Here is a 14,360-nt window from a genome sequence, read left to right on the forward strand (position 1 = left end):
CAGTCACACTGTTAGACGAAAGATGTTCTGGAAAAGTTTTAATTTTTAAATACCGTTTCGAAGAAAATCCTTAAGTTCCATTACCCACCCAGACATCCGTTCACCCAAATTGACAACACTTGGGATTAAATAGATAATGAAGGTTGTACGATCTTGCGAAAGGGGAAATGAAATCATGTCCTTTGAAGTCGCTATTATCGGAGCAGGTCCCGCCGGCGCCAGCGCAGCTTTATTTACGGCCAAGGCCGGGAAGAAGACGGTGCTGCTGGACAGTGATCAAAGCATCACCAAGCGCGCCTGGATCGAAAATCATTACGGAGTCTCAGAAATCACAGGTCCCGATCTGGTAGAGATCGGCAAGAAGCAGGCGGCCAAATTCGGCGCCGAGCTCGTGCAGACCAAAGCGGCAGCCATCGTAAAGACGGAAGAAGGCTTCCGGATCGAGACGGAGGCAGGATGCTTTGACGCTAAGCATGTTATTCTCGCTACGGGGCTTTCCGTCGATCTGGCCGAGAGTGCCGGGGTCCGGACCAAGCCGGGCACGGAGCCGCGCATTAAGACGGTTGTCGACGCTCAGCATGATGGAAGAACCAATGTGCCGGGCATCTGGGCGGCAGGAACGGTGGCAGGGGTGAGCGTACATACGATCGTGACGGCAGGAGACGGAGCCAAGGTGGCCATCAACGTCATCAGCGAGCTGAACGGTGAGCGGTACGTCGACCATGATGTGCTGAAAGCATAGGGGGAAGCGGCCTTAGGCCGCTTCTTTTTTTAAAAGTCAAGAAAGTTTACCTTCACAAAAAGCGATAAAGCGAGATGGAACTTTCTGCTCTTCCTCGAATCGGCTCCGATCAGGAGCTTTTCTTATTCGACCGAGCGTTCGACCAGCCTTGCCGCTTTATCCCGAATCCAATCGAAATTTCCTGCGGCAATTTCCTTGAGATTAATCAACGAACCGCCGATGCCCACTCCATAACAGCCGAGCTTCATATAATCGCGGATATTGTCCTCCTGGACACCGCCCACAGCCATCATCGGAATGTGATTCAGGGGCCCCATCAATTCTTTCATATAGTTGTAGCCGAGGCTGGCATTGGGGAAAACCTTGACGGCAGTCGCTCCCGCCTTGTACGCTCTAACGATCTCAGTCGGGGTCATCGCCCCCGGAAAGATCGGTAGTCCCCGCTTGCAAGCATAGTCGATGACCGCTTCATCCAGATTGGGCGTCACGAGGTAAGAAGCGCCTGCATCGAAAGCTCGACGGGCATCCTCCAGATCCAATACCGTTCCGGCCCCGATAAACATCTGCTCGCCGAGCTCCTCCTGCAGCCTCTCAATCATCGAGAGCGCCCCCGGGGTGTTCAGCGTAATCTCCATCACGGGGATGCCGCCTCTCAGCAACGCATCCGCTACCTGCCTAATATGCTTTTCCTCCACGCCTCTGACGATCGCCATAATTTTCACGGCCTTCAGCATCTGCACTCCCTGTTCCTTATTCATACTTCGCCTCCTGCAATAGTTGTTGTCATGCTTCTATTATACCTGTCCAGGAGTTGGACGAACAGCGCGCTTCGACAAAAAAATGAGCGGCGGCAAGCATTTACGGGAATAGCTTGGACCTTTTTGGCGAAAAGTGTGTCAAAAAGACTCTTCCTTACCTATACTGTACTATCTCATAGGCATTCGTCTAGGAGCGAGGACATGACGGAGGTGAGAGCCCGTGGTGTGGTGGCAGTGGGGAGTAGCGTTTTGCATGGTCGCTTTTGTGGCGGCTTCGGTCTGTTTTGTCCGGTTTTTGCTCTATACCCATGCGTTATTACGGCTCGGTGAAACGTCAATCGATCGCTTGCAAAGACAGGCACTGCGCACAGCCAAGGAATCGGAGAAGATGATCGAAGCTTCGGTTCTACTGATTGATGATCTTCAGCAGAAGCTGGAGGCGCTGGATGCCTGGTTCCAAGCCGCGAACGAAGCCGGTGAAGCCGTGCGGCGGGCTACACGCTCTGTCAGCGTGATTTCCCAGACTGTTGAGGATACGGTCCAGGAAGCCAAGCGCGCGGTACATACCCGTCAGGATGCTGTAAACGACCTGATGGAGTGGACCATGAGAGGCATTACGCTCGCATCACGTTTCCAAGCTTCGAGACAACCCAAAACCAAGGAGTGAGCAGCCATGGCAAATGAAAGCAAAGGGAAGGAATTTTTGGTCGGAGCGGTTGTCGGGAGCGTGTTGGGCGCTATCACGGCGCTGCTGCTGGCCCCCAAGTCGGGGAAAGAGCTTCGTTCGGATATTGCGGAAGGCTATCAGCAGGCCAGCGAGAAAACACAGCAGGTGGCCAGCGAGGTAGGAGAGAAGACGAAGCAGCTTGCCTCCGACGTCTCCGCCAGAACGAGCACCGCCGCCAAAACGATAACCCGCCAAACATCCGAATGGGCAGAGAAGGCCAAAGACTTCGCTATTCAAGCCCGCGACGGGGTAAAGGCTTGGCGCAAATCCCATGAAGAGGAAGAGCTGGCCGAGGCTCCGGTTGCGGCTACGACGGCAGAGCCGGATGCGGAGATCGGTACTGATTCCGGGGCTGCCGTTCAATTGGCGGAAGCAAGCACGCAGCAGGACGTATTGATCAAATAAGCCAGCCTAAAAAGAAAGAAGCAAGGACAGCCGGCGAAGAGCGGCATGTTCTTGCTTCTTTTAATTACCACTTCGACGGATCGATCTTGGCTGGGTCAAGTCCTTGCCAGATGTTTGTAATCCGAGCGTTCTCCGGCTCTTCGAACACAAGCCACGCGGTAGGCAAATACCGCTCGCCATATTCGCTGGAAGGCTTGTTGACGATCTTGTCGTCCACAACGAGCACACTGGAGGAGCCGCCGTCCAGGTTGGCCGCCGTAACGGCGCCGTGCTCCAGGAATATGTTCTGGATGTCGTATAAGGTAGCGCCGATGCTATGCGCCGGCTGCCGGCCGTCGATGATGGCGAACATGATGGTGCCGTCGGCCTTCTGCGCCATTGCGGTACGCGGGGCGATGCCCCAACCGTCGGCCTGATTTTTGATCATGCCCACTCCGTTGACGATAAACTTCGGAGCGAAGGTGACCGCCTCCTGCACGCCCATGTCCATCAGCTGCTTAGGCGTATATTTGCCCGCGACCATCCGGCCTTCTTTATCTATGCCAACGATATGATTAGAAGTATTCATCGAGCCGTCATTGTAAAAGATCTTGCCGCCGGACATGACAAGCCCTGTCGGCTGGAAGCCGTTCCCCTTCCACTCGGGATCGACAAATCCTCCGGCATTGACGCCGGCCTTGGCCCCCAGCCGCTTCACCATGCTGGATACCTTCTCGCCCTTGCCAGCAGTGCCGGGAACGGCGATGCGCAGCATTTTGGGATCATGTACGATGAGCAGCTTGCCCTTGAAGTTCGTACCCTGGATATCCTCGATCTCGATCGCGGGTTTCTGCGCTTGGACGACGGCGGCCGGTTTTTCCTCCACGTTCACGAGCTCTTCCTTGTCCTTGACCTCGGAATACACATCAAACTGTGCCCAATAGCGGTTCACGCGCTTCTCCAGCTCTTCTTGACCTATCAGATATTGAGCCCAATGGCGATGCTGGGTCGTAATCAGAGTATCAGCCATCATAAAGCGCAGATCAGAGCCGGGTTTGGTGAGGAAAAACCAGCAGCTGAACGCTGTACCGAATAACAGGAGGAAGAAGACCGTGTAGTAAAATAGAGTCAGCAAAGCGGAGGAGCGGCGCTTGCGGGCGGATTTCTTGGGCCGCGACACGAGAGGCTTGGCCTGAACGCCGGTATTGCTTGGCACTCTTGAAGACATGATTCCAATCCTTTCCCTTATAAACTAAAACTGTTTGGTTGAATCATCAAGTTTGCAGCTACACCGTATACAACGAAAAAAAAGAGGAAAGGTTGCAGTACGCACCTTGTCCTCTAGTTCAGATACAGCTGCTTGTTGTTCTGGATCATATATTCGAACTCCTGAGCGGGCATCGGCTTACTGAACACATAACCTTGAATCTCATCGCAGCCCTGCGAGATCAGAAATTGCAGCTGGTCCTGCGTTTCGACACCTTCCGCCAGAGACTTGATCTTGAGCCTGTGGCTCATCGCGATGAGAGCCGTCACAATTGCTGCATTGTCTTCATCGGACGTAACGTCGCGAATGAAGGATTGGTCGATCTTAAGGGTATGAACACGGAATCGCTTCAGATAGCTGAGCGAGGAGTAGCCGGTTCCGAAATCGTCGATGGAGATGCGCACCCCAAGCTCCTTCAGCTTATGCATGGTGTCGAGGATATAAGGAATATTATTCATGGCGATATTTTCTGTAATCTCCAGGCACAGCTGATCGGCAGACAATTCGGATTCCTGAAGAGCATCCATCACGACCTGTACGAAGTTCATCTGATGGAACTGGATGGCCGAGATATTCACGGACACGACTAGGGGCGGATGTCCCAACAGCTGCCATTCCCGGTTCTGCTTGCATGCCTGCCTGAGCACCCAATTGCCGATAGGCACGATCAAGCCGGTTTCTTCGGCCAGCGGGATGAATTCCCCCGGAGATACCATACCCCATTGAGGATGATGCCAGCGAACCAAGGCTTCCATGCCAAAAACCGAACCGTTTTTCAAATCGACGATCGGCTGGTAATACACGACAAATTCACCTCGTTCGAGCGCTTTGCGGAGGTGGATCTCAAGGTTCAGTCGATGCATGGAGCGCTTATTCATATCCGGGTGGTAATAATGAAACGAGTTGCCTCCCTTCTCCTTGGAGCGGTACATCGCGATATCGGCATTTTTAAGGAGAGTATCTACCTCAAGTCCATCTTGGGGATATAAGCTGATGCCGATGCTTGCCGTCACGAACAGCTCCTGTTCTTCAAGCACGAAAGGTTCCTTCAATAGCTCGGGAATCCCTTCGGCAAAGCGCGCGGCTTCTTCCGTATGGGCAATATTTGTAAGCAATATAATGAACTCGTCCCCGCCGAAGCGAGCTACGATATCTTTGTCGTCCACATAGCCTTGCAGCTTCTGGGCCAGGCGCTTCAACAACTGGTCGCCTACATGATGCCCGAGTGTATCGTTAATGACCTTGAAGCGGTCGAGGTCGAAAAAGATGACGGCCATCTTGCTGCCACTTCGTTCAGCTTCGGCGAAGCAGGCTTTCAGCTTCTCATCGAACATCAGACGGTTAGGCAGATTTGTCAAGGCGTCATGGTACGCCATGTGCTGGATTTTCTCTTCCGCGCGTTTGCGCTCATTAACAGCCCGGATCGTGGCATAGGACCTAAGCAGCTGGTAATCATTCGTTTCGCTGATAATCCGGGAAAATAGTTCCTCGTATATTTCGGGATTATGGCCCATAGCCGAGCTGTCGGCAGTACGGATCAATTGTAGAGCATTGTCGAGATGTTCTCTGTGAATACGAGCGGCAGATGCCGTCTTGGAACGGTTGCCATGGTCGTTGCTGAGGTAAAGTACGCCTTTCCTGGAGTCGTACTCCTTAACATGATTCATGTTAACGATATTGGCGCTGTCTAATTGTCGAAATCCGTCCTCGAATAGCCACTCTTCTAAGTTGTCAAAGGAGAAGTCCAGGTAATATTGTTCGTCTTGAGTGTGAATGATAATTTCCCGATCGCGTATGCGATCGATCTTCACAACATCATTGGCATCAATAATAAGAACCTCGGAACCTCTCTTACCGTCGCGAGTAACGGGAATTTTCTGCATACAAGATCAGCTCCATGATGAAGATTCGGCTGACAAGCAGAGCCTGTCAGCCTTGGACGTAATAACGAACATTATTTTTTGAGAAGTTCTGCTGGGGTTTCTGGGCGATGACCTAAGACAGAGTTAGTGCCTACAAATAATGCTGCCACAGCAACAAGGATAGTGTTAGCAACAATAGCGAGCTTTGTCTTCACAAAGTAACCCTCCTTTCTAAGTAGTCTAAGAAGTAATAGGCAACCTTTGTAGTTAGGAACGCTTGAATTAAAAATATTGCGGCTAAAACCGAAGATTCAAAGTAAAGATTTGATAAAACTACCAGTCCAGAAATTACTTTAAGCAGAGGATAGTAAGACTTTGGAATCCTACTGATACCTTCAATACCGTTAGGAGCAGTTATTAACACAATTATAAATGCTAGGAGTGTTAGAACTAATCCAAGGGTATGAAAATCGAAATTAACATGGCTTGAGACAATAATAACAAAAGTAGAAAAAATACAGCATCCAAGTGATGAACTTAAATGTAGTCCTCCACTAAAATACCTTAAGATCAAAAATCCAGTAATTGATAGCATTGTGGAAACCAGGTTTCCGGTAATAAGAGAAAACAATAATGCTATAACAATTGCAGCTAGTAAATTAATAGATAAGCTTAATGAATAGAATAAAACCTGCTCAGAACTAGCATTGGGGTTATGAGATCTTATCAATTGAGCTAAATAAAGAGCGGAGCGGTCAATGATATTTCTTCTATTATTCATCTTTTTTTCTCAAGTCGTTCTCTGCGTTCTTTCCATAGTTTTTTATTATGTTTATATGAAAGAAAAATAGCAAGAACCAGTATTATACTTATGATTGATGGGATTAAAAGGTTGTAACTGGAATTATTATTCACAGAGTAAGTAGCAAATTGTATTAACATTACTGAAATAACTAAAATGGCGGATAAATAAAAATTGTAACCTTTTAGAGAATCCTGCATGGTAAAGTGAAATCCAATTTTTCTCCGTTGTAAAAAAGCAGTAAGCAACAACAGTACGACGGTAGTTGGTAGCTGAACATAGTAATAATGGTCCATAATATAATTAAGCGAAGCGATTTTCAAAGAAGTTTCGATATAAAGAATTAGAGCCTCGATAGCGCCTGATGTTAAGACGCCTATGATAACTACTAAAAAAGAAAATATTAAGGGGAGTCTGAAAAACAACATGAGTAAAATCATTTCGACAGTAAAAGTAGGTAATAATGCAAAATCACTCTGAATATGACGAATATAGATATAAACTACAGACATAGCGGTTGCAATAAATAAAATTTTATGCAGTGAATACCTGATGGGCAACCTAAAAGCAGAGAGTGTTAGTAATAAAATCGCTATGTATTCGATAAGAAAAAACGGAAACTCATTCCAGGAACTCATCGCTGTTTGTTCTCCTCCTTGAGGAAATACCATAAAGAATGCTTCGACAAAAACTTTAATTTAAGTTTAATACACAAAGTTTAGGGACACAAGCAGAAAGTTGTCGAATTAACTTTTCTCTTCTTTTAACTTCTAATAGTTAAGGACACTAGACCGATTATATTTATAAAAATGTGAGTGATAATTGGAACGGCTAGGGTATTTGATTTTTTATATAAAAAGCAAAATATCATTCCGACAACAAGAAAGGAAATAAAGCGAGTTAGATTAAAATGATATGCAGCATAAATAGATGAGGAGATTAGTGAGCTGGTCCAAAAGGGGAGCTTGCTCATCATACTTAAAAGGATTTTTCTGAAAACTACTTCTTCTATAAGGGCTCCGGTAACAATATATACAGGCATAATAACATATTGTACGCTTGCCAGTTCTGCTGAAGTCATTTCAAAGCCGAAAAGTAATGTAAACAAAGCTTGTGTGACAACACAATAAGTTATTCCTCTTCCTACCCAGCCATACAAAGTGCTGGATTTTAAAAGATTTAGATCATAGGCTTTTAAATCTTTAATTGAAAGGAGGATGATACTAACCGTCACTAGCATGGGAATAAGAGTAGCTAAATATTTATTTCCAAAGGAAGCATTAGGAAATGCTCCAACAAAAAAAATAAACAAGATCAATAAGTGGTTTTTATGAAACGAGCGTGAATTTTTTTCTGTCATTCGTAACCTCTGAGTTAAAGAGCCAAGTTTAAGTGTACTATCTTGCTTGAAGGTTAATTTTAGTAAAGGAGATAAACAACTTGTACAGAAAATGAAGTTAGTTTAAAAAGGATGTTAATGATGGATCATTTACCACTTAAATAAGGGCATTGTATTAGGTTCGAGAATCCTCCTTACCATCTTAAATTATATCTTCATAGATTACCCAATTATCATATCCTCATACAGCTATTCTATAAGAGTGGTAAAAGAAAAGAAATAGGTTTTTCTAAAAATTTTTTTATAATTACTACTAATCATTGACATTTTGTTGTATATACATTACAATTTTTTTGTTTTTTTTTTCTAAATATGATGATCATTAACTTAGCTCCCTTCTTACTTAGAATAAATATATTGCTACAAAAAAGTTGTCTGATTTGATGTTGACAATCCATATAAATGTTCTAAAGTTTATGTCACTTTATTAACCTTTTTGAGAGTTGAAAACACCTCCCTAACTAAGGGGTCTCATATTTAGCCTAATAATTCTCTTTTTTTAGGAAAAAACTAATAATACCTACTAAACAAAATAAAAGTACACACGTAACTAAGGTGATTATCGATAAATCAAAAAAAAGCAACACACTTATTGAAGAAGTAGTAATTATAGAAGTAATAAATAGCAATCTTTCTCTTTTGTTTGTAGAAATACTAGTTACAATCAGTGGATGAAAGAGGGAAAAACCGAATCGGGTCCGGCTCAAAACATAACATGATATCCACCCAATTCCTCCAATAATAATCAATGGCGATAGAAGTGACTCTTTAATTATTGTTATAAGTTCTATTTTTTGGGAGTAACTCATCACGATAAACAAAATATGCTCAAGAATCACGTAATAAGCGTAGGATATTAAAGTAACCGACAGGGAGTGAAATGCTTTAAACCTAAAAATAAAAAGTAAACAAATAAAAAATAAAATGGGTTGCAACGTGGTAATTAAAAATAGTTGTTTGCTTAATTGAATATAATATGTCGCCGTACCCATTATTATGGAACTAATTAAGAGTGATACAAGATACGGTTTGATTTTATATCTTGAAAGAACTAAACAGAAAACGAATTGAGAAGGCCATCCCCACGCAATTGTAAGTATGTAAATCCAAATTGTCATACATTCTTCGAGATAGTCGATACCACGCAGGATAATGCTTCTCGAATCCTCCCTTTCATTTAAACATTCGATAAAGTTATGTCAATTTGTTTTATTATCAGTAAAAATCGAGTACCAAAGTGGAATAGAAATCAGATAAAGCATGAAGAAATACAAATTTTTCTTCCTTTTTGCGAGCTAATGCTCAAGCTCTTTTCGATAAGAAAGTATAAGTACTATAGACCAGCATACAATAAATGAAATTGTAATAGGAACTAGTAGATGATTGTTAAAATAAACAGAAATGTTGAACATGATCAAAAAGAAAAGAAGTCCTGAGGCTATTATCACCCACGTTCTAGAAATTGCCTCCAGTTTTGCTTCTTGTCGGACAATCGGAGTAATAAAAGAAAAGCCGATTCGCAGTCGATGTAGTAAAACATAAAGGCCAAGATGATGAAGTGTCATCAAAGTAGATGTGATGGCCGTGTCGTGTTGTTGATAAAACAGCGTTTGTTCAAAGTGAAAGCCTGTGATTATGCTGTTGTATAGGATTTCAGACAGGACCCCACTAACAAAAATGGTTAAAGCTATTAAAAACGCATGAAAAAGTCGCAGCTTATAAAAGCACCAAAAACAAAGAGTTACACCAACTGGCTGAAGAATGCCAAATAAGTAGGCTAGTTCATAATGTTGAGCAGTTACACACATAATACTTAGTAATATGATAGCAAGCACAAGCTTGGACTTATGCTTGGATATGCGCATTCTGCAAAAAGCCAGTCCAAATGAAAGTAAGCCAAACCATAAAAAAGGATAGGTCATGATGTATAAGGTAGTGGTCATGAAGAATTCTCCCTTGCCCGGTGCTTAATCATGGATTTCTTTGATGTAAGAAATATACAATACGACGAGCCAACAAATGATACTCAGGGTCACAAAAACAAAATATAAAGTCTTTGAAAAATAGATGGCAAGATTAAATAACCCTAGAGAACAAAGAAACCCCAGGTTCAAGTATAGCCAACTGCGCGGGTACGTCTGTTGATTTATGGAAGGCAGTCTGGAAGGAGCTATAAACGAAAAACCGATACGATAGTGTTGTAGGATAAAGTATAGCCCTACATGATAACCGGCCATTAGTACAGCCATAATGCCACGATCTGTTTGCTGGTTAAGGAGAGATTGCTCGATATGAAAGCCGGCCATGACCCAGTTAAAAAAGGTTTCCGAAAGCCCTCCGCTCGCAAATACGCTCAAACCCACCAAAAAAGCGTGAAATAGGCGGAAGTTGAAGATTTTCCAGTAACAGAGAGTCAAAGCAATGGGCTGCAAAAGCCCAAACCAATGAGCTTGTTTAAAATATTGAGTAACGACCGCCATGATTGGGAGAGGTATGGTGGACAACATAATCTGATACTTATAATTCGATACTTTAAGTCTGCATAATGCTAAGCCAAATGCTAAGACGGAGGTCCATAGGGTGAGATAGGAAATTATATAAGCACTTATTGACACTTAATAAACTCCTTCATTTTGCTGATTAATCCAAAATTATATATTTCTGTTCTGAGTTTAATGGATTTCCAAGAGTTTGCCAATATTTGCTTCTCCAAATTTCGCTAGTCCTGGATTTCTTTGCGGTATGAAAGATATAGCAAGGCTCCCCAACTTATTATGCTGAACATAGCAAAAATGAGCATCAGTTGCCCAGAATTAAATAAATCCCATACCGCTAAAAAAAAGAAAATGAGACAGCTTAAGCTAAGAAATTTCCATGAAAGGGAATAGGTAGTCCGTAACGAGGTTCTGGATGGAGATTTAAATGTGAAGCCGAGACGAAGTTTATGGAGCAAAAAATATAACCCTATGTGATAAATACATATAAGCAATGGTGTTAATAGAATGTCATTATGTTGATAGAAGAGCGAGCGTTCTAAATGGAACCCGAAAATAAACCAATTAAAGAAAATTTCCGAGCATGCGGAGCTAGAAAAAATGCTTAGACTGACCAAAAAAGCATGAAAAAGCCGGAACCGGAATACTCCCCAGAAGCAAAGGGCTGAAGCCAGTGGATGAAGTAGTCCAAGCCATTGGGCCAGATTGTAGAACTGTATTCCAACTCCGAATATAGTGAGAGGCACGATAGATAACAAAAGTTGGGTTTTATATACAGAGGCTTTGAGTCTGCATAGAGCCAGACCAAAACAGAAAAGGGAAATCCACATAAAAGGATATCCAATCATATATTGAATGAGATGAGACATAACGGAACCCCTTCTATTTATAAATATCTGGAAAATGATTCTGCATTAGTCTACTCGGTCTAATTTCATTTGCCAATTCCTAAAAACAAACAAAGCTTTCCTTCCTTAAGCAAGGAAGAAAGGCTTTAATGCAATCTGACGTCTTATTCTCGGAGTTCCCGCCGATAACTGAGAAGCAGAAGCGTCCCCCAAATAGCTGTGTGGCCAAATATAGATGGGACTACCCAATGAGAATAAAAGTAGATGCTAAAGGCCAGGTTGGCAGACAAGAAGGCCGTCAGCAGCAGGAAGAGCATCCATCTGGCCGATAAAGAGCTGGTAAGAAGCTTCGAAGGGGCAGGTGAAACAAAGGTAAACCCCCAGCGATAGTAATGAAGGAGCTGATAAAGCAAGAAGCCGCTCGCAAAAAGCAAGAACGGAGTGATGAATAGATCGGTTTGGTAGTATAACAAAGCTGTATGAGGATCAAATTTGGCCAAAACAAGGTTGACTACATACTCCAGAACTCCTATGCAGAAATAGGAGATGAAAAGGATCAGGATGGAATGAGCAAGCCTGAATTTAAATAAGAGCCAAAGACATACGATGGCACATACAGGCTGGACTATTCCAGTTAAATAAGTCAGATCATTGAGCTGAAGCGCAACGGAAACCATCGACAGCAGCATAGTAGAAACCAGCAGAGGCTGGATTAGGGCTCGAAGCCTCAGCCGGCTTAATCCAAGCACCAGATAAAAAATCCCCCACCATACGAACGGATAGGATATCAGGTATAGCACGGGTGTCATAGAAATCATGGTCGCACACGATCCTTTTTTGGGCGGACCCGCCGGTTCGTTTCCGCATGTACATAGCCCTCTCGTCTCCATAGGTATGGACACTAGAGGGCTATTTGATGATCCATAGGTCCGGGACCTATTCGCTGAGTTCTCTCCGATAGCAGAGAAACCAAAGTGTCGCTCCAATACAAGCGTAACCAAGCATCATCGGAAGAACGAAATGAGAATGAAAGTAAAGGCTGATCCCGATGTTGAGGGACATGATAAATCCAAGGAAAAATAAAGGCACCCAGCGTCTTGGAATCTGATGATTTTCTGATCGGGCAAGCTGGGCTGCTGTGAATGAGAAACCCCAGCGGAACCGGTGAAGAATCATGTAGAGAAGAAACCCGGTCGCTGGCAAGAGAAATAGCACGATCAGCCTATCGTTCTGATAGTAAAATATCGTTTTTTGCAAATCAAAACGAGCGATCATGAGATTATAGACATACTCCAAAACCACGAAATAAACATAGATGACAGCGATAACAAGTACGGAGTATACGAATCGAAACCGGAAAATAATAAGCCGAGTGTCAAAGTGAGAAAGGCCCACCATACAAACGGGTAAGAAATCATATAGAGAACAGGAGTCATGGGAATCATGACTGCACGTGATCCTCGATAATCTGAGCCAGCTTTCCTTTTGCCGTCTTGCCAAGCGTAAATTCCAGGCTCTTGTTCGTATTATTGGCGACATAGCGCATCAGCAGAGCATGATATTTCTTCTGCCGCAGAGCGGAGATGGTGACCTCGGGACCCGTCCCTTGTTCATCGAAATAAAGCTTGCCCCGCTTCTCGTCATATTTGCGGATATGATGGAAGTTCACGTACAGATCCGCGTCCAGCTTGCGAAATCCGTATTCTTCCAGCTTGTCCATGAACGTGCTGAAATCCAGCAGAGAATCCACCGTGCGTGTCACAAGGCAGTCTTCCGTGTGGTAAATAATTTCCTTAATTCCTATCTCGATATAGTGGACATGCGAGAGATCGAGCTCTTCCCGGAAGTTTGTTCGGCTTGACACGACGTCACCGTCTTTTAGATGCCCGGCTTTAATCATGAGCTCGGTGTACGGATAGCTGTAGGCGATGGACAGCTTCTGCAAGGTATCGGGAGAAGGAGTGATCCGATCGTTGGTAGAGCGGTTGCGCTCCAGTTCCAGGTCCCGTATGTAAGCATGAGAGAGTCCGCTTTTTTTGGCGGCCTCACGAAGCGACATGGAGCCGCGGAGTGATTCAAGAAACTTTCCAAAATCAGCAATAGGTTGACCCATGAGTAATGCCCCCTTTCCAATCATTGTAAATGACGGGTTGTCATAAATAAATAGGAATTCCCTTGCAGCGTTCAATTTTTTTTTGCGCCGGGCGGTCGTATATATTTGTGTGAGCCGGATAGGTATAATTCCTAATGAGCGACGTAAAATTTACTAGAGTCCGCTGCTAGCGACAGCAGTCAGCAGGTAGGGAAGGAAGGCGGCAACGAATCATGTCATCCTTTAAGGAATTTGGCCGCATCAGGTAAAGATTTACCCGTCCTGAGGCACTGCTTTCACACCTATTGTAAAGGAGTATAACATGAAAATAAATAGCAATTCTAAAAAAATGTTAATCTAGTTAAATAGTACTTGACTGCATGTAATACCAATAATACGATAAATAATAGCAACCTTTATAGGTCTGAAGGGGGAGAAATGATATATGAAAGACAAGGTGATGAATCGTTGGAGCACTTATGAACCCTTCTACGTACCTTTCAACGGGTATAAGGTGGCGGATATTGTCATCACCAGTCATGCAATTAGCAGATGGACGGAACGTGTGGAATCCGAGGAAGCGACCATAGAACATATTTGCGCCTTTCTATGGGATAAGTTAAAAACGAATCGTATTCAGCCCTATTATGCCAATGAGAAAGATGTGTATACCATTGACGAAGATCTGGTGATGGTCGCCGAGTTTATGGAACTCAAGCAGGAGACCGATATTGCAGGCAACCCCCTTCACAAGCTGATCGTGGTGACCTTCTTGGGCCGAATCTCGCAGGATATCCAGCTTCGCGATCTGAAGGCTTACTATTCATGGCTACGGCACTCCAGGCGTATGACGCTCGTCAAGCACGGCCGCAAGCATAAATAATCATGTCCGAAAATAAAGCAGCCGGTTCCTTAAAGGACCGGCTGCTTTATTTTCATTTGCGGACAGATGCATAAATCGATTCCGGCTGAGGGGAAATTAGG

At 44.2% G+C, this 14,360-nt stretch carries 16 protein-coding genes; 4 read left to right on the top strand and 12 right to left on the bottom strand.

What is annotated here, in order from left to right; genetic code table 11:
- The first annotated feature begins 175 nt into the window (after nt 1-175).
- A complete protein-coding gene (locus tag BLR08_RS02800; RefSeq protein ID WP_072328119.1) occupies nt 176-742 on the top strand; it encodes an FAD-dependent oxidoreductase in 567 nt (188 codons plus the stop codon).
- A 122-nt stretch (nt 743-864) separates the two neighbouring features.
- Here the strand turns inward: BLR08_RS02800 and BLR08_RS02805 are convergent, their stop codons facing one another.
- The gene (locus tag BLR08_RS02805; protein WP_072328120.1) at nt 865-1,500 is read right to left on the bottom strand and encodes a bifunctional 4-hydroxy-2-oxoglutarate aldolase/2-dehydro-3-deoxy-phosphogluconate aldolase; all 636 of its coding nucleotides are present in this window, start codon (nt 1,498-1,500) and stop codon (nt 865-867) included.
- A 253-nt stretch (nt 1,501-1,753) separates the two neighbouring features.
- Here BLR08_RS02805 and BLR08_RS02810 point away from each other — a divergent pair, with 253 nt between their 5' ends.
- Together BLR08_RS02810 and BLR08_RS02815 are read left to right on the top strand one after the other, a co-directional pair.
- A complete protein-coding gene (locus BLR08_RS02810) occupies nt 1,754-2,167 on the top strand; it encodes a DUF948 domain-containing protein (RefSeq protein WP_083536694.1) in 414 nt (137 codons plus the stop codon).
- Nucleotides 2,168-2,173: 6 nt separating this feature from the next.
- Nucleotides 2,174-2,632: a YtxH domain-containing protein gene (locus tag BLR08_RS02815; protein ID WP_072328121.1), complete on the top strand. Its 459-nt coding sequence runs from the start codon at nt 2,174-2,176 to the stop codon at nt 2,630-2,632.
- A gap of 64 nt (nt 2,633-2,696) precedes the next feature.
- Here the strand turns inward: BLR08_RS02815 and BLR08_RS02820 are convergent, their stop codons facing one another.
- The 11 genes from BLR08_RS02820 to BLR08_RS02875 form a co-directional block, all read right to left on the bottom strand.
- Nucleotides 2,697-3,839 carry a phosphodiester glycosidase family protein gene (locus BLR08_RS02820; protein WP_072328122.1) on the bottom strand — a complete coding sequence of 381 codons (1,143 nt, stop codon included), beginning with the start codon at nt 3,837-3,839 and terminating at the stop codon, nt 2,697-2,699.
- A gap of 113 nt (nt 3,840-3,952) precedes the next feature.
- Complete coding sequence (locus tag BLR08_RS02825; protein WP_072328123.1) at nt 3,953-5,761, bottom strand: putative bifunctional diguanylate cyclase/phosphodiesterase; 1,809 nt, start codon at nt 5,759-5,761, stop codon at nt 3,953-3,955.
- A gap of 71 nt (nt 5,762-5,832) precedes the next feature.
- Complete coding sequence (locus BLR08_RS02830) at nt 5,833-5,955, bottom strand: cyclic lactone autoinducer peptide (protein WP_090585837.1); 123 nt, start codon at nt 5,953-5,955, stop codon at nt 5,833-5,835.
- Nucleotides 5,952-6,521: an accessory gene regulator B family protein gene (locus tag BLR08_RS02835; RefSeq protein WP_072328124.1), complete on the bottom strand. Its 570-nt coding sequence runs from the start codon at nt 6,519-6,521 to the stop codon at nt 5,952-5,954. Before BLR08_RS02835 ends, BLR08_RS02830 begins: the two co-directional genes overlap by 4 nt.
- A complete protein-coding gene (locus BLR08_RS02840) occupies nt 6,518-7,180 on the bottom strand; it encodes a hypothetical protein (RefSeq protein ID WP_072328125.1) in 663 nt (220 codons plus the stop codon). Before BLR08_RS02840 ends, BLR08_RS02835 begins: the two co-directional genes overlap by 4 nt.
- Nucleotides 7,181-7,305: 125 nt before the next feature.
- Nucleotides 7,306-7,902 (bottom strand): CPBP family intramembrane glutamic endopeptidase, encoded by a 597-nt coding sequence (locus tag BLR08_RS02845; protein WP_072328126.1) that lies wholly within the window; start codon nt 7,900-7,902, stop codon nt 7,306-7,308.
- A 1,334-nt stretch (nt 7,903-9,236) separates the two neighbouring features.
- Complete coding sequence (locus BLR08_RS02850; RefSeq protein ID WP_072328127.1) at nt 9,237-9,884, bottom strand: hypothetical protein; 648 nt, start codon at nt 9,882-9,884, stop codon at nt 9,237-9,239.
- A 24-nt stretch (nt 9,885-9,908) separates the two neighbouring features.
- The gene (locus BLR08_RS02855; RefSeq protein WP_072328128.1) at nt 9,909-10,556 is read right to left on the bottom strand and encodes a hypothetical protein; all 648 of its coding nucleotides are present in this window, start codon (nt 10,554-10,556) and stop codon (nt 9,909-9,911) included.
- Between the two features lie 892 nt (nt 10,557-11,448).
- Nucleotides 11,449-12,102 carry a hypothetical protein gene (locus tag BLR08_RS02865; RefSeq protein ID WP_072328130.1) on the bottom strand — a complete coding sequence of 218 codons (654 nt, stop codon included), beginning with the start codon at nt 12,100-12,102 and terminating at the stop codon, nt 11,449-11,451.
- A gap of 118 nt (nt 12,103-12,220) precedes the next feature.
- Nucleotides 12,221-12,559, bottom strand: coding sequence for a hypothetical protein (locus BLR08_RS02870; RefSeq protein WP_143014323.1), 339 nt, complete (start codon nt 12,557-12,559; stop codon nt 12,221-12,223).
- A 166-nt stretch (nt 12,560-12,725) separates the two neighbouring features.
- Complete coding sequence (locus BLR08_RS02875; RefSeq protein ID WP_072328132.1) at nt 12,726-13,397, bottom strand: helix-turn-helix domain-containing protein; 672 nt, start codon at nt 13,395-13,397, stop codon at nt 12,726-12,728.
- Between the two features lie 424 nt (nt 13,398-13,821).
- On the opposite strand from BLR08_RS02875, the gene BLR08_RS02880 reads away from it, so the two are divergent.
- Complete coding sequence (locus BLR08_RS02880) at nt 13,822-14,259, top strand: hypothetical protein (RefSeq protein ID WP_072328133.1); 438 nt, start codon at nt 13,822-13,824, stop codon at nt 14,257-14,259.
- Nucleotides 14,260-14,360: the final 101 nt, after the last annotated feature.

The organism is Paenibacillus sp. cl123 (genome assembly GCF_900101595.1).
Classification (GTDB): Bacteria; Bacillota; Bacilli; order Paenibacillales; family NBRC-103111; genus Paenibacillus_G.